General features: G+C 38.2%; 20 protein-coding genes. 16 read left to right on the forward strand and 4 right to left on the reverse strand.

The window, feature by feature from the left end; genetic code table 11:
- Window positions 1-4 precede the first annotated feature (4 nt).
- From GI584_RS08355 to GI584_RS08370, 4 genes are all read left to right on the forward strand, one after another.
- The gene (locus tag GI584_RS08355; protein WP_228552414.1) at window positions 5-439 is read left to right on the forward strand and encodes an IDEAL domain-containing protein; all 435 of its coding nucleotides are present in this window, start codon (window positions 5-7) and stop codon (window positions 437-439) included.
- A gap of 303 nt (window positions 440-742) precedes the next feature.
- Window positions 743-1,516, forward strand: a complete 774-nt coding sequence (locus tag GI584_RS08360; protein ID WP_153792948.1) for an SDR family oxidoreductase — start codon at window positions 743-745, stop codon at window positions 1,514-1,516.
- A gap of 12 nt (window positions 1,517-1,528) precedes the next feature.
- A complete protein-coding gene (locus tag GI584_RS08365; RefSeq protein WP_153790940.1) occupies window positions 1,529-2,521 on the forward strand; it encodes a Gfo/Idh/MocA family protein in 993 nt (330 codons plus the stop codon).
- A gap of 63 nt (window positions 2,522-2,584) precedes the next feature.
- Window positions 2,585-3,541 carry a nuclease-related domain-containing protein gene (locus GI584_RS08370; protein ID WP_153790941.1) on the forward strand — a complete coding sequence of 319 codons (957 nt, stop codon included), beginning with the start codon at window positions 2,585-2,587 and terminating at the stop codon, window positions 3,539-3,541.
- Between the two features lie 169 nt (window positions 3,542-3,710).
- Here GI584_RS08370 and GI584_RS08375 read toward each other — a convergent pair whose 3' ends face one another.
- Both GI584_RS08375 and GI584_RS08380 read right to left on the reverse strand, forming a co-directional pair.
- The gene (locus GI584_RS08375) at window positions 3,711-5,735 is read right to left on the reverse strand and encodes a penicillin-binding transpeptidase domain-containing protein (RefSeq protein WP_153790942.1); all 2,025 of its coding nucleotides are present in this window, start codon (window positions 5,733-5,735) and stop codon (window positions 3,711-3,713) included.
- Between the two features lie 56 nt (window positions 5,736-5,791).
- On the reverse strand, window positions 5,792-6,373 hold the full coding sequence (locus GI584_RS08380) for a class D sortase (RefSeq protein ID WP_100361111.1): 582 nt from the start codon (window positions 6,371-6,373) through the stop codon (window positions 5,792-5,794).
- 311 nt (window positions 6,374-6,684) lie between these two features.
- Here GI584_RS08380 and GI584_RS08385 point away from each other — a divergent pair, with 311 nt between their 5' ends.
- The 3 genes from GI584_RS08385 to GI584_RS08395 all read left to right on the forward strand — a co-directional run bounded on the left by GI584_RS08385 (window position 6,685) and on the right by GI584_RS08395 (window position 7,860).
- A complete protein-coding gene (locus GI584_RS08385; RefSeq protein ID WP_100361110.1) occupies window positions 6,685-7,011 on the forward strand; it encodes a helix-turn-helix domain-containing protein in 327 nt (108 codons plus the stop codon).
- 171 nt (window positions 7,012-7,182) lie between these two features.
- Window positions 7,183-7,665: a VanZ family protein gene (locus GI584_RS08390; protein WP_153790943.1), complete on the forward strand. Its 483-nt coding sequence runs from the start codon at window positions 7,183-7,185 to the stop codon at window positions 7,663-7,665.
- Between the two features lie 48 nt (window positions 7,666-7,713).
- A complete protein-coding gene (locus tag GI584_RS08395; protein ID WP_153790944.1) occupies window positions 7,714-7,860 on the forward strand; it encodes a hypothetical protein in 147 nt (48 codons plus the stop codon).
- 49 nt (window positions 7,861-7,909) lie between these two features.
- On the opposite strand, the gene GI584_RS08400 is transcribed toward GI584_RS08395, so the two are convergent.
- A complete protein-coding gene (locus GI584_RS08400) occupies window positions 7,910-8,551 on the reverse strand; it encodes a YigZ family protein (RefSeq protein WP_153790945.1) in 642 nt (213 codons plus the stop codon).
- Between the two features lie 156 nt (window positions 8,552-8,707).
- Here GI584_RS08400 and GI584_RS08405 point away from each other — a divergent pair, with 156 nt between their 5' ends.
- The 3 genes from GI584_RS08405 (at window position 8,708) to GI584_RS08415 (ending at window position 11,974) form a co-directional block, all read left to right on the forward strand.
- The gene (locus GI584_RS08405) at window positions 8,708-9,853 is read left to right on the forward strand and encodes a sensor histidine kinase (RefSeq protein WP_194842202.1); all 1,146 of its coding nucleotides are present in this window, start codon (window positions 8,708-8,710) and stop codon (window positions 9,851-9,853) included.
- A gap of 108 nt (window positions 9,854-9,961) precedes the next feature.
- The gene (locus GI584_RS08410; protein ID WP_100361106.1) at window positions 9,962-10,663 is read left to right on the forward strand and encodes a response regulator transcription factor; all 702 of its coding nucleotides are present in this window, start codon (window positions 9,962-9,964) and stop codon (window positions 10,661-10,663) included.
- Between the two features lie 441 nt (window positions 10,664-11,104).
- A complete protein-coding gene (locus GI584_RS08415) occupies window positions 11,105-11,974 on the forward strand; it encodes a DegV family protein (protein ID WP_100361105.1) in 870 nt (289 codons plus the stop codon).
- Window positions 11,975-12,239: 265 nt separating this feature from the next.
- Here GI584_RS08415 and GI584_RS23990 read toward each other — a convergent pair whose 3' ends face one another.
- Window positions 12,240-12,458, reverse strand: coding sequence for a hypothetical protein (locus GI584_RS23990; protein WP_228552455.1), 219 nt, complete (start codon window positions 12,456-12,458; stop codon window positions 12,240-12,242).
- Here GI584_RS23990 and GI584_RS08420 point away from each other — a divergent pair.
- The 6 genes from GI584_RS08420 (at window position 12,405) to flgK (ending at window position 17,474) form a co-directional block, all read left to right on the forward strand.
- Entirely contained in the window at window positions 12,405-13,475 is a 1,071-nt protein-coding gene (locus GI584_RS08420) for an ATP-dependent helicase ComFA (RefSeq protein ID WP_228552415.1), read from the forward strand. The genes GI584_RS23990 and GI584_RS08420 overlap by 54 nt on opposite strands.
- Window positions 13,472-14,170, forward strand: coding sequence for a ComF family protein (locus tag GI584_RS08425; protein WP_153790947.1), 699 nt, complete (start codon window positions 13,472-13,474; stop codon window positions 14,168-14,170). The genes GI584_RS08420 and GI584_RS08425 overlap by 4 nt, the downstream gene beginning before the upstream one ends.
- A 40-nt stretch (window positions 14,171-14,210) precedes the next feature.
- Window positions 14,211-14,633: a TIGR03826 family flagellar region protein gene (locus tag GI584_RS08430; RefSeq protein WP_153790948.1), complete on the forward strand. Its 423-nt coding sequence runs from the start codon at window positions 14,211-14,213 to the stop codon at window positions 14,631-14,633.
- Window positions 14,634-15,029: 396 nt separating this feature from the next.
- Complete coding sequence (gene flgM / locus GI584_RS08435) at window positions 15,030-15,284, forward strand: flagellar biosynthesis anti-sigma factor FlgM (RefSeq protein WP_100361102.1); 255 nt, start codon at window positions 15,030-15,032, stop codon at window positions 15,282-15,284.
- Between the two features lie 30 nt (window positions 15,285-15,314).
- Complete coding sequence (locus GI584_RS08440; RefSeq protein WP_153790949.1) at window positions 15,315-15,812, forward strand: flagellar protein FlgN; 498 nt, start codon at window positions 15,315-15,317, stop codon at window positions 15,810-15,812.
- A gap of 15 nt (window positions 15,813-15,827) precedes the next feature.
- The gene (flgK, locus tag GI584_RS08445; RefSeq protein WP_153790950.1) at window positions 15,828-17,474 is read left to right on the forward strand and encodes a flagellar hook-associated protein FlgK; all 1,647 of its coding nucleotides are present in this window, start codon (window positions 15,828-15,830) and stop codon (window positions 17,472-17,474) included.
- Window positions 17,475-17,478 lie beyond the last annotated feature (4 nt).

Consider the following 17,478-nt stretch of genomic DNA (forward strand, 5'->3'; position numbering starts at 1 on the left):
TTCCGTGAAAATGTTAAAACCGTATTACGTTAAAGAAGAAGGCAATTACATTCGGGTGGTACTCGCTTATCAATATTTTTCCCTATTAATGGATGATGAAGTATATCATTTTGTCCCGCTCGAAGCTCGAGAAATCCGAATCAATCGCGATACACAACAAATTGAAAATAAAAATGATGTTTTTGTTTTTCAAAAAGGGAAAAAATATAATCACATTACATTATCAGACCTGATGAAGGTAAAAGATTTCCAAGAACATCTATCAACCATATTAAGTCCATATATCATCGTTTCAGAAACCGATGAGAAAAAGGATAATATCGACCACGTAATTATGGAATTAGAGAGAAGTAATTTATTAAGACTGATTGATCGGTCTTTAGATGATAAAAATCCTGAAAACTTTCTGTTATATACAACAAAATTAAATGAAATGTAGCAGTTGCTTAGGCAACTGCTTTTTTTGCTTGGAAAAGTTCCCTGTTCCTTGGATAAAGGAATATATCCAAGGAAGCGAAACAGTAATCCAAGGAAGATCCCACCTTGTTCCTTGGAAAAATCTTTCCCTTCCTTGGATAAAAGGTTAAATCCAAGGAAGAGAAGCAAGTATCCCATGAAGCGAAGCAATAATCCAAGGAAGAGTTTCACTTATTTTTCTCCTATGAGGAATCTTAAGCAAGACTCTTGTTGCTTGCTATTGTAATCGCATACCTTATAAAATAGAGAGGAGGAGGTGTGTGTGATGGATTTAGGAGTGAAGGATAAGAAAGTTCTTGTTACAGCAGCAAGCAAAGGTTTAGGCAAAGCATGTGCAAAAGCGTATGCAGAAGAGGGAGCACATGTTGTGATCGCAAGTAGAAATAAATCGCAATTAGAGCGAGCAGTTACTGAGATTATTGAACAAACAGGTAATGCAAAAGTGGAAGTGGTTGTTTGTGATCTTACTAAAAGTCAAGATATTCAACACATGATACAAGCAGTTGGTCCTGTTGATATTTTAATCAATAACGCCGGAGGTCCACCAGCAGGCAAGTTTAATGACTTTGATGACGATGATTGGCAACATGCATTTGAATTATTACTGATGAATATTATTCGTACCGTTAGAGCTGTCACACCAGGAATGAGAGAACAGCAATTCGGACGTATTGTAAATATTACATCAAGTTCGATGAAGCAAGCATTAGACGGACTATTATTATCCAATACCTTTCGGCCTGCAATTGTCGGTTTATCCAAGAGTTTATCTCAGGAATTAGCATCTGATCACATTTTGATTAATTCGGTAGGTCCAGGCACAATGGAAACTGACCGAATCCGTGATATTTACAAACAGCAACCATCAGACGAATCAGTTGAAGAACGAATGCAAAAAGCGGGAGCGAATATCCCGATTGGTTGCATTGGACAACCAGAAGAATTCGCAAAAGCAATCCTTTTTCTAGGTTCAGCTGCAAATACATACATTACCGGTCAGACACTCATCGTAGACGGTGGGGCAATGAAAACATTATAAAGGAGAGATAAAATGCCGACATTAAAATGGGGAATACTAAGTACAGCAAAAATCGGAAGAACAGAAGTTATACCAGCAATTCACAGGTCCAGTAATGGAGAAGTAGTGGCGATAGCAAGTAGAAATGAACAAACCGCAAAAGAAGCAGCAGAAGAACTCCATATCCCACGTACTTTTGACAGTTATGAAGCATTATTAGACGACCCAGAAATCGATGCAGTCTATATTCCATTACCAAATGCCTTACACAAAGAATGGGTAATCAAAGCAGCTGAAAAGAAAAAACATGTGCTTTGTGAAAAGCCGGTTGCAGTTACTAACGAAGAATTGGAAGAAATGATTACTGCATGTGAAAAAAATAGTGTCGTGTTTATGGAAGCGTTTATGTATCAATTCCATCCGCAACATCAAAAAGTAAAGAAATTGATTCATGACGGTGTAATTGGTGACGTAGCTTTCATGCGTGCAAGCTTTTCTTTTTATCTAGAAGACCGCTCCAACATTCGCTTAAATAATGACCTTGGTGGAGGCTCAATGTTTGATGTCGGCTGTTATGCATTGCATGCAATCCGCAATATTTTAGAGCAAGAACCGGTATCCGTTTATGCAAGTGCCCATTATCACCCAGAACTACATGTGGACACTACCATGACTGGCACACTTAACTTTGGAAATGGCATCGTCACATCGTTTGATTCCAGCTTTGATTGTGCATCACGCGAATCGTACGAAGTAGTTGGCTCAAAAGGAAGCATTACCGTAACATCTGCTTTCCGACCAGATACGAATGAAGGGATGATTGGCGAAATTCATGTAAAAACAGATGAAGGTACCGAAGTATTGGAAGAAGCAGGTGATCAGTATACATTAATGGCAGAAAACTTCGCCAATGCAGTTCTTAACAATCAAGCCTTATTCTACGATATCACAAAAATTCGCAACCAAATGAAAGTGCTCGACGCTGTATACGAAAGCAGTAAGACAGGACAAGTAATTTCATTATAAAGAAGAAGCACAGTAGAATTCTGCTGTGCTTCTTGATACGATAAATGAGAAAGGGGAGGAGAAATGATACCAGAAAAATCATTAAAACTATTAAAACACAAAGCACTAATTGATCGTCTTCCAGAACATCATCCACAATTTCGGCACATTTATGACAAGTGGCGGCAATTTGAATCCGGACAAACAGGGGAAACGAATCTCCAATATCACCTGCATCAAGCCAACCTCGATTCACCACAATTCCTTAGGGGTCTCTGCATTGAGCACAAATCAGCCTTTCAAATAGATTGGATCCTTTTCGATTTAGGCTACCGTGTTCTGTTAGAAATCAAGAATTACACCGCTCCCATCTACTTTGATCCACATTCCCGACAACTAATACGAACAAAAGCAGGAGAAAAAGAAGTATTTCCCGATCCATTGCTGCAAGTAGATCTTCAACACGCACAATTCCGCCGATTTCTTGATGTACATAATATTGAGCAACTTCCCATCTTTACTGTAGCGGTCTTCGTCAATCGTAATGCAATCTTAGAACTTCAGGATTATCCCGATAGGCACCGCATTCTCACAGCACAAGCCATTCCTAACTTTTTAGAAAAAATTACAAGGAAACACCCAGCCAAAATATCATCTTCTAGAAATCAGGAAATAGTATCCTTTTTACGAGACCATCATCAAGAAGCACATTTTCCCATTCTAGAAAGGTATGGCATCGAGTGGAGAGATATTATCAAAGGTACGCCTTGTCCAGCATGTGGGAGATTTTCGATGAATAGAATATGCATGCGTTGGCAATGTCCTTTTTGTAATGAACGCAGCTCTGATGCCCACTTACCCGTGTTGTTTGATTTAGCATTATTGTCGGAGAATAGAATAACGAAAAGAATAGCTCAGGATTTTTTAGGAGAACTATCTCCAGATGCAGCAAGAAAATTGATGAATCGAGCAGGATTTATTAAAGTGGGAACGAGTAAAGGTGCATACTATAGACATCATGATTTAGCACCATTTATGTAGAGTGTCCAGAAAAAGTGAATTAGTGTCCAGATAATTAGTAAAAGTGTCCAGAAAAATGAAGATAGTGTCCAGATTATCATAAAAAGTATCCAGAAAGTATAAAAAAGTGTCCAGATAATTTCATACAAAAAAAGAGCTAGCCCGATCCCCATGGGCTAGCTCTCAATTTTTATTTAATCTCAGAAAAGACGTTTCCTACTTTTTCTGCGACATAGCCACTGCCATTATTTTTGTCCTCAATATTTTCTACCATCATAGCGATGATTACACTGCTGTCTTCCGGGTAGCCGACGAACCAACCATTCTCAGCAGCGCCTTCTTCATCAAGTGATTGCTTCAGTTCTGCAGTTCCGGTTTTTCCGGAGATGCCCAATCCACTAACATTTGCGCCACCCCCGGTTCCGTCTGTTACTACACCGCGTAATGCATCACGAATGATATCGGCGTTATCACTAGAAAGCAGACCTTCTTTCCATGTCTGGCCTTTTTCTTCGTCCATCAGCAAGGTTGGCTGCACGATGTTGCCGTCATTTGTGAAAACAGAATAACTAGTTGCTAATTGTAGTACGCTCATTTCAATTTGTCCTTGGCCATAACTTGTATCTGCTAATAACACTTCTTCACTTAATGTACCATCAGAAGAGATCGAGCTTGATTGGATAGGATAAGTAAAAGGGAATTCCTCACCAATGCCGAATGCTTCTAATCCGGAAACAAATGCATCCTCTCCCATTTCCAATGCTTGCATTGCAAAATAGATATTGTCGGAGCGGACAAGTGCGTCTCTTAAGTCAACCGGACCGTTTGATTCAGAAACACGTCGAACGGAATAGTTACCCCAGCCTTCTTTTTGCCATGTGAGTCCTTCAATGGTAAATCCTTTGTTTGGATCAATCGAGCCATTCTCCAAGCCAATAACACTGGTGATCGGTTTAAACGATGAGCCAGGTGCGAATGTTGCAGTGAATCGATTTAATAAAGGATTCTTCGGATCTTCCTGCCATTCATTCCATTGAGCACCACTAAGTCCATAAAGAAAAGCGTGCGGGTCAAAGGCTGGACTGCTTACTATAGCCAATGTCTCACCGGTGGCAGGATCAATCGCTGTAGCAGTACCTGCATCACCATCTAATGAGTCAAAAATACTTTCTTGTACATTTGCATCAATAGTGAGGGTGATGGTCTCGCCATCCTTCACTTCTGTTTCAGCGATTAGGACTGGATCTTGATCTTCTTTATCGACATAAATCTGGACACCTTCTTCACCGCGGAGTTCCTCTTCATAGAGTTCTTCTAGCCCACGATATCCAATTAAATCACTTTCAGAATAAAAGTCAGAATCGACTTCTTCTAATTTTTCTGCTGTAATCGGTGCAATATAGCCAACTAAATGAGCAGCAGCTTCACCTAAAGGATAGATACGTCCTGTAGTGGTTTGTTTTGTAAATGGTTTAATCGATTGCAAAGCTCCCTCTAAACCATTTTCACTAATGCTGGGAACTACTTTTAATGGAACAAACACATCTGGTGTGACCCAGCCAGCACTTAAGGCATTATCGATATCTTCAACCGTAATATCTAGTATTTCTGCTATTTCTTCTTTTTCCTGCTTTTCATTCTCCGTAAACCAGTCATCTACTACACCTAATTCATAAATACTTTCATTGACAGCCAATGCTTCGCGATTTCGATCATAAATTTCCCCGCGAATTGGCTCTACTCTATTGATACCAACTGATCCACCATCTTCCAACTCGGGAAAAATAAATCCAGGGTGCCAATGAACGAGCCAATCCAGCTCTTCTTCATCTTCCACAGTTTCTATCGTTTTCACCATTTCAATTTCCGTATCAAAAGAAACGGGACCAGCCAACGTTTCCATGTTTACGTGCAGTGGAAATGTCATGGATTCGATCTCTTCTAAGTTGATTTCTTCCTCATCTTCAGCTGGTTCTGGAACTTCGTATTCGACAGAGAGATCTGTTACTTCCAAGTCTTCATATATTTTTGGATAACGATCAAATTCTTCCTTATCAACGTCTTCCTCAACCATTTGATACATACTTTCAAAGTCTTCCGCCATCCAATGGTCAACATATTCCTGTAAACGATCTTCCGGCTTAACATGTTCGTCTTCTTGACAGGCAACTAAAAATGCTACCAAACTTATCAATACAATCATAAACCGTTTCATCTAATATATACCCCCTCTTAAACAAGTGAAAAGCGTATTGCTAACAGACAATACGCTTAATAAATTGGCTTTGCATAGATAATATATCTTTCAGGTGCGTTTCCTACATAGGAAAAAGGATAACAAGTAGTGATAACCAATTCTTCTTCAGGCGCTGTTGATTTAATGATGGTCGTATCGTCTGCATCAACAATTTTGGAATCTACCATTTCATATTCAAAATCTCCATATGGTAATTGAAGGGTGAACGTATCACCGATTTCTACTTCTCCTAATTTACGAAAAACCGTATCCCTATGTCCGGAAAGAACGATTTGATCATTTTGCATCGGATAGGCAGAACCGCGGTAATGGCCGACTCCTTTTTCTAAATCATCTGGGTCTGTACCTTCTACAATAGGTAATTCAGCATCAAGTGTCGGGATTTCAAGAATACCGACTGCTTTCCCCATGTCAGGAAAAAAGTCTTCAGGTGTTTGTTTGATAGCCTCACTGGTCTCATTGGAAGACTGGTCTAATAATTCTTTTGCCTCAGTCATTGCCTGGTTTTCAGCAGCTTGTATTTTGAAGTATTGATAACCACCAATGCCTAGAATCACGACTCCAGCCAAAATAAAAAGTAGAGCTAACTTCTTCATTATATTCCACACCTCTTTAGTCTATGTATTATCCATATTATACTAATAATAATGGTAAAATGCACGTGTTTCTTAACGGGAAATAGTTGCAAATCTTCGACAATTGACCTATCATCCAAAAAGCATATGCCAAAAAATTACGTTTTAACGAATAATCCTACAGGACTTTGGTCTTAATTCTACGCAATATACACAAAAAATAGTCATAAACACTTGCATATTTCGACAAAAAGGCGTACCTTTATATAGAACAGAAAAAACTAATTATATGTTATAATGATCAAGGTTAGCAGGAAAGTGGGTGAATTGTTGTGATAGGGCAAAAAATTCAAGATCTAAGGAAACAAAAAAGAATGTCATTATCTGAAGTTGCAGAGCAAGCTGGGATTGCTAAGTCCTATTTAAGTTCTATTGAACGTGGAATTCAATCCAATCCTTCGATTCAATTCATGGAAAAGGTAGGCAAAGTACTTGGTGTGACCGTTAATGAATTACTAATGTCTCAATCTGATGAAGAAATTAAAGAACAATTAGATGAAGATTGGTTAAAGCTTGCTGAAGAAGCGATGCATTCTGGTGTCTCTAAGCAGGAATTCAAAGAATTTTTAGAATTTAACAAATGGAAGCAAAATCATTAACCAACAGACAAGTCAGCCACTTGCAGAAGTTGCTGGCTATTTTTTTGTCTAGCCTGCTATTAGTAGAAAGACATGTCATGTTAAACTTATGAAATTGATTGTAAGCGACGGTCAGAAACTGTTGCTAAATTTAGAAAATATATGTAGAAAAAAGAGGAGTTTTAGGGATTAATGAAGAAGTTAATATATTGGCTACTCCCTATTCTATGGATGGGAGTTATATATTACTCATCTGATCAACCATACGAAGACCAAGACATGAAACCATTGCTCTCTCAATATATCGACCTATCTTTTTTGGAAGCTATCCTACAGCCGATTTTTTTTAGCTATCATCAATCGATAGTAAGTGTCGATCAATTAGGAGTAGAAGGGGTTGTCGAATTTTTTATTCGAAAAGGAGCCCATATAGGCGCATTCTGCATACTGTGCAGTCTATTATACCTAGCTTTCAGAAAGACATGGCAGTATAAAAATGTAACTCTATTAACTTTTTTTGCATTTTTTACTACTTTATTGTACGCTATTTTTGATGAATGGCATCAAGGATTAACACCAAACCGTACACCATATGCCGGTGATGTCGTTCTGGATGGAATAGGAGCCTTGATAGCGATTTTTGTTATTTTAATAGTGAACAAGTTACGAAAATAGAAGTACGAACATATTGTATAATTAGGATGGGTAAAGGGGTTGAGTCGTTTGACGGAGCAAGAAGTTTATCGATCGATACTACAAAAAATGCTAGACCAAACCGAGAGAAAACAAATCGATAATTCACAGGAATTTATAAAAAAGCTGACAAAGGAACTTGAGCAGGCAAATCTATTATCATTTGATCACAAATAAGAAAAGAGTGTGAAGATATTTCACACTCCAATTATTTCCGGGGAAATAGTCACTCGGTCGAAACGTCTACTTCGATATATGAATCTTCACCTTCCTTGATCTCGACATTTCCACTAGTCAAATTGGTTATCCAATCCTTAAAAGTTGTTTCTTCTCCAATCAGGGTACGTACATGTAACGTTACTTGGTCGAGATAGTCCATTTTCTCTAATAAATAATGAGATTGTCGCAATTCATTTTCCAATTTTCCTAAAAAGGTATAGTCAACAGTTACAAAATACTTCTTCATTCGTTTTCGTTCGACAACACCTGTCGTATTGATTACTAATGTGGTTGTGCTGGAATATGCGCGAATCAATCCACCTGCACCTAGTTTGGTCCCGCCAAAATATCTTGTGACCACAACAGCGGTGTCTTTTAATTGACGCTTCTTTAATACTTCCAATATCGGAACACCCGCAGTACCACTTGGTTCCCCGTCATCATTAGCTTTCTGAATCTGGTCATGCTCACCAATCATATAGGCAGAACAGTTATGTGTAGCATCAGCATGCTTCTTTTTAATATCTTGAATGAATTGCTGGGCTTCGTCTTCGTTTGTTACGCGTTTCACATATCCAATAAATCTAGATTTCTGTATCACTTGTTCATCAGAACCCTCAGGCTTTACTGTGAAATACTGGTTAAGCATATATAAATCCTCCTAACTACGAATAAATTTGTGTTTATCCAAACAGTGCGTGTAAAATAATTGTAATAGGGAATAAAGAATATTATGATGACCCCCTAAAAAAGAACTATATATTTCGTATCGTATAACATGAAACTAGGTGGTGAGGTTTTGTATATGAAACATACAGATCGTACATTAGATTATATAATAGACGAGATGATAGATACAGTAAAAAATAGTAAGGATGAAGTCTTTGAAATTGCCGAAGAATCTCGTAAGGAATATGAAACATTAGAGCATGAATTAGCAATTTTGAAGGAAGATGTAGCAACGGTTATTGAAGAAGGAGATTTGCTTGAAAAGAAAGTAAAGCTAGCTAGAAAGAAACTAGCCGAAGTAAGTAAAAACTTCAAAGAATATTCAGAAGATAAAATCAGGAAAGTATACGACCAAGCCCATCAGCTTCAAACAGATTTAGTTGTAACACGTGATAAGGAAAAAGTGCTTAGAGAAAGACGAGATGAAATTGAGCTACGTCTAAAATCAATCGAACAAATGGTGGAACGAGCAGAAGGATTAGTCGGAAAAATTTCAATTGTGTTGAATTATTTAAACGAAGACTTTAAGGAAGTTTCCGATTTAATCAGTGATGCGCATCAAAAGCAAGAATTTGGTTTGAAAATTATCGAAGCGCAAGAAGAAGAGCGTCGCCGGCTATCAAGAGAAATGCATGATGGACCAGCACAGATGTTGGCAAATATTATGCTGCGATCTGAAATAGTCGACCGCACCTTTAAAAAAGGCGATGTAGACAGTGCAGTTAAAGAAATGCGCAATGTAAGAGTCATGATTCGCGATTCTTTATATGAAGTAAGACGGATTATCTATGACTTACGCCCAATGGCACTGGATGATTTAGGATTAATACCGACCATTAAAAAGTACATAAGGACATTAGAAGATCAACATCCTAATATCCGGTTCAAGTATCAGTCGAGTAACGAGCGGTTACATAGTCATTATGAAGTAGCCTTATTCCGCTTAATACAAGAGTCGATACAAAATGCAATGAAACATGCAGAAGCAGAACTGATTGTAGTAGAGTTAGACATTTCTAATGAAAGAGTTGTCGCTACGATCACGGATAATGGTAAGGGATTTGAACAATCCGAGAAAAAAGATAAATCTTTTGGTATAATAGGCATGCACGAGCGTGTTGAGATTCTCGGAGGAGAGCTGAAGATTAACAGTAAAAAAGGAACAGGTACGAGAGTTAGTATAATGATTCCTGTTGAGCAAGACACTACTACTGCAAATTAACCTAATTCGGGTATAATAGTAGAGATAGGAGACAAATAGCAGGATCACAGCGATGATAACTTCAGATACATTAAAAAAGAATATATAGGAACTTGAGGAGGAGTAATCATGACAACCAACATTGTATTAATTGATGATCACAAGTTGTTTCGTGAAGGGGTTAAAAGGATATTAGAATTAGAGACTGGCTTTAATGTATTGGCAGAAGGTGATGACGGATCCATGGCTACGGAACTTGTTAAAAAGTACAAGCCAGATGTAGTATTAATGGATATTAACATGCCTGGTGTCAATGGGGTAGAGGCAACGGCTGAGTTATTAGAACGTTACCCTGGAGTTAAAGTTATTATTCTTTCGATTCATGATGACGAAAATTACGTTACGCACGCCCTGAAATCAGGTGCACAAGGTTACTTACTAAAAGAAATGGACTCTGACGCATTGATTGACGCCATTTCCGTTGTGTCTGAAGGTGGCTCTTATCTCCATCCAAAAGTCACACATAATTTAGTAAAGGAATATCGTCGTTTAGTTTCAGAAGAAGATGCATTATATGATTCTGACACATCGCTTTCGAAATTAAAAGAAGTAGAACATCGTAAACCACTTCATTTACTAACAAGACGTGAATGCCAAGTATTGCAGCTACTTGCAGAAGGTAAAAGTAACAAAGGGATCTCAGAATCTCTTTATATAAGTGAAAAAACCGTCAAAAACCATGTAAGTAGTATCCTGCAAAAAATGAAAGTAAAAGATCGTACCCAAGCAGTTGTCATAGCCATTAAAAAAGGCTGGGTAGAAATTTTATAAGTTTTATCAACGTGTGTACGTTGAAAGAAGCGGACATTTATTCCTCTATTTTGTACATAAACGATACTTTTTAGGATTTTACGGACATTTGATCTTTTATTTCGCCTATTTTATTCTCATTAAAGAGAAATTGCATGAAATAAGAGAATAGATATCCACTAAAGTTACTAAACAATCGTTATTGTTGCAAATAACGGATTAAATGTCCGTTTGTATTAGTGCGATGTTGTCTGTTCGCGGATAATTGCTCCTGATCTATTCAAAACAGCAAGATTATCTCGTGTCTCACCAACAAGCCCTTAATCTTGCCAACAATCATCAGGATTACGGACTTGTACACCTCTCCAAAACCTTTCTCAAAATATGACTATGCAACGAACATATTATTAGGTAAAATAAAATATAGTAAACTAAAAAATAGAAGAAAGGTTCGATATAAGTATGAAAGTTGCTGTCATTACCGATAGTACGGCATATATTTCAGATTCTCATAGAAAAGAAAAAAATATACATATGGTTCCCTTGAATGTTGTAATTGGGAATGACTCCTATCAGGAAGAAATCGATATCTCTACAGAAGAATTTTATCAAAAAGTAAAAGAGGTTGAGCAATTTCCCAAGACATCTCAGCCATCTATCGGACTCATAACAGAAAAATTAAAAGAACTCGCAGAAAATTATGATCAAGCTATTTTTATTACATTATCCAGCGGTATCAGTGGTACCTTTCAATCCGTAGTGACAGCACAATCCATGGTAGAAGGAATTGATGTCTTTCCATTCGATTCCGAAATCAGTTGTATGGCACAAGGATTCTATGTGCTGGAAGCAGCTGAATTGGCTCAAAATGGCGAAGATGCCGAAACAATTATGTCACGATTACATGAAATGAAAGGATCACTGCGCGCTTATTTCATGGCCGATGACTTAACTCATCTTCATCGGGGTGGCAGATTAAATGGTGCGCAAGCCCTGATTGGCAGCATGCTTCAAGTCAAACCAATTCTACATTTTGAAGATACAAAAATCGTACCATATGAAAAAATTCGTACGAAGAAAAAGGCCTTAAAGCGAATCTTTCAATTATTCGAAGAAGATGCATCAACAGGTGTACCCATCCGAGCAACTGTGATTCATGCCAACCGTGAAGCGGAGGCAGAAGAATTTAAACAGCAGTTAGAAACACGTTTTGAAAATGTAGAAGTATCAGTAAGTTACTTCGGACCAGTTATCGGTACACATCTCGGTGAAGGATCACTAGGGATGGGATGGTATAAGAAAAGCGTAGTGCGCCCGCTTAAAAACGTATGACCTGGACTGAAGTGTAGGAGATAAAGGAATCACAGTGACGAAGGAACTGATGATGACTTATCGTACAGAGCTGAAGGAAGGGCACTAGTTTTTGGGCGCTGGAGCTAGACATAAAATATAATATGGTGGGGCTTGTCCCCACCAACCATACAGGAGGCTTGCCATGAATTTTTCCAAAATCCTCGCCGGAAAGCTTTTATTAACCTCGGAACTTCCACTTGCAAAGCCAACAATAGATTATCTAATCCACACCAATCAATTAAAACTATACCCAAGCATGAAAACCAAATATGGTCGGCACCAATGTAACCGTTGCGGAAATACCAATCAACAACTGTTCGCCAGGATACCCTGTGCAAGATGTAGTCACACCCATCTCTATTGTCGCAACTGCATCCAGACAGGTAGAGTCCTTCAATGTGAAACCCTCATATCCTGGAACGGATCCGAACCCTTTTGGCCAACTCAAACACAACCGTGTCATTGGACAGGCTCATTAACCACCCCACAACAAAAAGCAGCACAAGCAATTGAACAAGCGATTGGTACCCAGCAAAAAGAACTACTCATTTGGGCTGTATGTGGATCAGGTAAGACAGAAATGCTATTTCCAGCTATAACAAAAGCTATTAAAGCAAGAAAACGTATCTGTATTGCTACACCTAGAGCGGACGTGGTAAGGGAGCTATTTCCCCGCCTCCAGCATGCTTTTCCAGATACAGAAATCGAAGCTTTATATGCTGACTCACCTGACCGGACCGATACAGGACAACTGATCATTAGCACGACCCATCAATTAATTCGATATCAAGATGCCTTCGATGTCATGATAATTGATGAAATTGATGCGTTTCCTTTTCACCATGACAAAACATTACCTTACCTAAGCGATCGAGCTTGCAAAAAGGATGCCACATCTATTTATTTAACAGCCACCCCCAGACCAGAACATAAACAAAAAATCCGTCAAAAGAAACTGCCTGTGCAATTTGTACCGATTCGTTTTCACGGTCATCCTCTACCAATCCCCCAACTCAAGATCGAAATAAACCTAAGAAAAAAGCTCCAGCAAGGAACAGAACCAAAAGCTTTACAACAGTTCCTCACAGCACGAACAAATGCTAGGCAATTATTGCTATTTGTTCCTACCATTCACTTACTCAAAAAAATAGCCGATCGTTACCAAGCAACTTCTGTTCACGCCGAAGACCCTTACAGAAAAGAAAAAGTAGAGCAATTCCGTCAGACAAAAATCGACACCCTTGTTACAACGACAATTCTCGAACGAGGCGTAACCTTTCCTTCCGTTGATGTCGTTATTCTCGATGCTGGACACCATGTCTTTGATGAAGCAGCATTAGTCCAAATTGCGGGAAGAGCAGGAAGAAGCCCGGACGATCCAACCGGAAATGTCCTGTTTATCCACCAAGGTAAAACCAATGCCATAGAAGATGCAATCTCCCAAATCAAAATGATGAATAAGAAAGGAAAAAAACTATGATGAATTGCCTAAAATGTCAGGATTGGATTAGTCAACCTGTCACCTGGAGCACGCTTTTTCTGCCAAACGAACAGACAAGATTGTGTGACAGCTGTCAATCACAAGTGGACAGGATTAATGATGCTATTTGTGAACGTTGTGGAAGACAGATGCCCATGCAAACATTATGTGATGATTGCAAAAAGTGGCAATCCGATCAAAAGTATCGAGATGTATTACAGTATAATCGTTCCCTTTTTCCTTATACGCCGTTTATGCAAGAGATTATTTCTCAATGGAAATATCGTGGCGACTATCAATTAAAAGAAATATTTACGCCATACATCAAAAAAGAAGTACGAAACTTATATCCAATGAAATCCTTCACGATCGTACCGATTCCCTTAACAAAAGATAGACTCCAGGATCGAGCATTCAATCAAGCAACGGCCATTGCAGAAATCATTGCCCATCACAATAAGAATCCAGTCAAAGACGCACTATCTAGAAAAGCAAATTATTCGGAAAAACAATCAAAGAAATCAAGACAACAGCGGATTACAACGGAAAATCCTTTTTTCTTAACAAAAACACTTGAAACTAATGTCTTACTTGTCGATGATATATATACAACCGGTATGACAATTCATCATGCAGCAAGATTACTTAAAGATGCAGGATGTTCCCATATTTACAGTTTTACACTAGTTAGATAGTGCACAAAAGAAACAATATAAAGAGAAAGAGGTGTTAGCAATGGGAGAATTAGCAAATTGCGCCAGGTGTGATAAAGTCTTTGTCAAAACAACCAAATCAATCTGTCCGGATTGTGTAAAAGAAAAAGAAAAGCAATTCCAAATTGTATACAACTTCCTAAAAAAACGAGAAAATAGACAAGCAACTATACCGGAAATCGTCGAAGCAACAGAGGTAAAAGAGGAAATAATATTACAATTCGTTAAAGACAATCGCCTACGCTCTTCCCAGTTCCCTAACTTAAGCTTTCCGTGTGAACGTTGCGGGGAACCGATTGCCAGCGGGAAAATTTGCGAGCGTTGTAAAAATGATTTGTCTTCAGACCTACGTCATCAACAAGAAGTCGAACAAGTAAAACGAAGAAACGAACAGGAAGAAAAACAAAAAGCGCAAACTTACTATACAAGAAGCCGTAAATTCTAAAACCTCCTTCAAAATTAGGAGGTTTTTCTCCTTACTGGAAAAGTGATGCTGTTCCTTGGAAAATTACTTCTCTTCATGGGATAAGTGATGCTGTTCCTTGGATAATTACTTCTCTTCATGGTATAAATGATACTGTTCCTTGGATAAGTGCTTCCCTTCACCAGATAAGTACTCCTGTTCCCAAGATACATACATGCACCCCTTCCTAAGATAAAACGCTCTCCATTTCAATTCTCCACCCATGATGGATATTACTTAATACCTAATCTGTAACTTTAGACCTCTTCCCAATACCTCCCCAAATCGATATACTAAAAGAATATTAAACATTTCAAACAATCGTCCGATATAGATAATAAATACGTATGTACGAATAAAGGAAAGAGGTGAAAGGTCTTGAAAATATATGGACCCAACCATTCAAATATGAATCCCTATCAAAAACAGCAACATATCCAGCAGAAATCAACATCCAAGTCCCATTCACTGAAACCGGATCAATTGGAAATCTCAGATAAAGCATTAAAAATGCAACAAAAGGATTCTCGCCAGACTTATGTGAATGAAATTAAACAGCAAGTAGATAGTGGCGAATATCAAGTAAACAACAAAGAGACAGCGAAGAAACTGTTAAACTACTGGAAAGCCTAATAAAACGTAAGAAAAAGGAGCAGACCACTTATGTCCGTTCAGTCTATTATCCAACATCTAAATAAATTGATTGAGTTACATGACAGTCTACTGCACGTTTCCAAGCAAAAGACAGAAGTTTTAAAAGAAGGTAACACAGATGTATTGCAAAAGTTACTGATTAAAGAACAGAAACACGTACAAGCAATTAATCAGATCGAACAAAAACGAATTGATGCAGTAACAAGTTGGGCAACTGAGCAGAAGCTAGAACCGACAGCTGTCACGGTATCAACAATCATTGAAGACTATACAACCGGAGCGGACCAGCAGCAATTAAAAGAAGTTACACTACAATTAGCGGAGCAATTAGTAGAATTGCGGCGACAAGAGGATTTAAATAAACAATTAACCCAACAGTCCTTACAATTTGTTCAGCTGTCATTAGACATGATGCAGCCATCGATAAAAAATATGAATTATGGAAATACCAAGCATCAATCAAAGCCGTCAGCACCGAGACGTTCGGCATTTGATTCAAAAGCGTAAGTAGGAGGAACAAAGATGCCATCAACTTTTAATGGATTAGAAGTAGCTAAACGAGCACTTCATACGCAACAGTCAGCGTTATATACAACTGGCCATAACATTGCAAATGCCAATACGGAAGGCTATACAAGACAACGAGTGAATATGACGCAAACGGATGCCTATCCTGCACCTGGAAGAAATAGACCAGAAATTCCCGGACAAATAGGAGCTGGTGTTGAAGCAGGGTCTATTCAAAGAATAAGAGATAGTTTTGTAGATAAACAATTTAGACAAGAAAACAACAAAGTTGGTTACTATGAATCAAAAGCTGAAATGATGAGTCAAATGGAGGCGATTATGAATGAACCAACTGATGAAGGATTATCCAACACAATGGATAAGTTTTGGGAATCATTACAAGATTTATCAGTAAATCCAGAAGATGCTGGTGCACGATCTGTAGTGCGTCAACGTGGAATCGCAGTAACGGAAGCTTTTCAATATGCTCATAATTCATTACAGGATGTTCGAAGTAATTTAAAAAATGAAATTGGTGTGGATAATACGGAGGTTAACTCACTTATTGACCAAATTAATGGTGTCAACCGTCAAATATCCGAGATTGAACCACATGGACATGTACCTAATGATTTATATGATGAACGTGATCGATTAATTGATGACTTATCAGAGTATGTAGATATATCAGTGGATTACAGAAAAAGTTCAGGTCAACCAAGCTCGATTGCAGAAGGTATTGCAACGATTACGTTAAATGCAGATGCAAATGACATAGACGGTGGAGACACCATTACTTTAGTAGACGGTAGCGGTGATGTTGAGATCGGAAGTGATGATGCTGTTAACCATATTTACGTCGGTTTTGATGATGATAACAATGCTGAACAATTCTTTTTCACATCACCTGATCGTGACAGAGATACCGAGGATGTCGTTAATGACTTAATGGATGGTTCAATAACTCCTGATCAACAGATTTCAGCGCACTCTTACGAAGTACAAGGTAAATTAAAAGCATTAATGGAAGGTGTAGGATATGTTACTAACGAATTTGACGATGATGGAAATCCTATTGTTGCAGGTGAGTTTAACAACATGCTCGCAGACTTAGATGAAATGGTTGAAAACTTAGTAAACGAATTTAATGCTGTCCATCAACAAGGATTTGCTTTAAATGGTGAGAATGGTTTTGATTTCTTTGATCCGAATGGTGTGTCAGCAGCTACGATGGCAGTACACGATGATATCCTTGATGATAAAGATAATATTGCTGCAAGTAATTCGGCAGATGGAGTCTCTGGTAATGGTGAAAATGCGATTGATTTAGCTGAAGTTTATACAAAACGTGCGGAAGAGTATGAAACTACTGATTTTGAACCAACTCTAGGTGATAAAACATCTTTAAAAAGCTTCTTTGAGTCAACAATTGGTGAAATGGGTGTAATAGCAGAAGAAGCAAATAGAATGAGTAGTAATTCAGGCATTCTAAGAAATCAAGTAGAAGAAAACCGCCAATCAATTAGTTCTGTATCCCTAGATGAAGAAATGTCAAATTTGATTCAGTTCCAGCATGCTTATAATGCTGCTGCTCGAAATATGACAGCAGTCGACGAGATGTTAGATAGAATTATCAACAATATGGGATTAGTAGGGAGGTAAGTAA

This window comes from Gracilibacillus salitolerans (assembly GCF_009650095.1).
GTDB classification, from domain to species: Bacteria; Bacillota; Bacilli; order Bacillales; family Amphibacillaceae; genus Gracilibacillus; species Gracilibacillus salitolerans.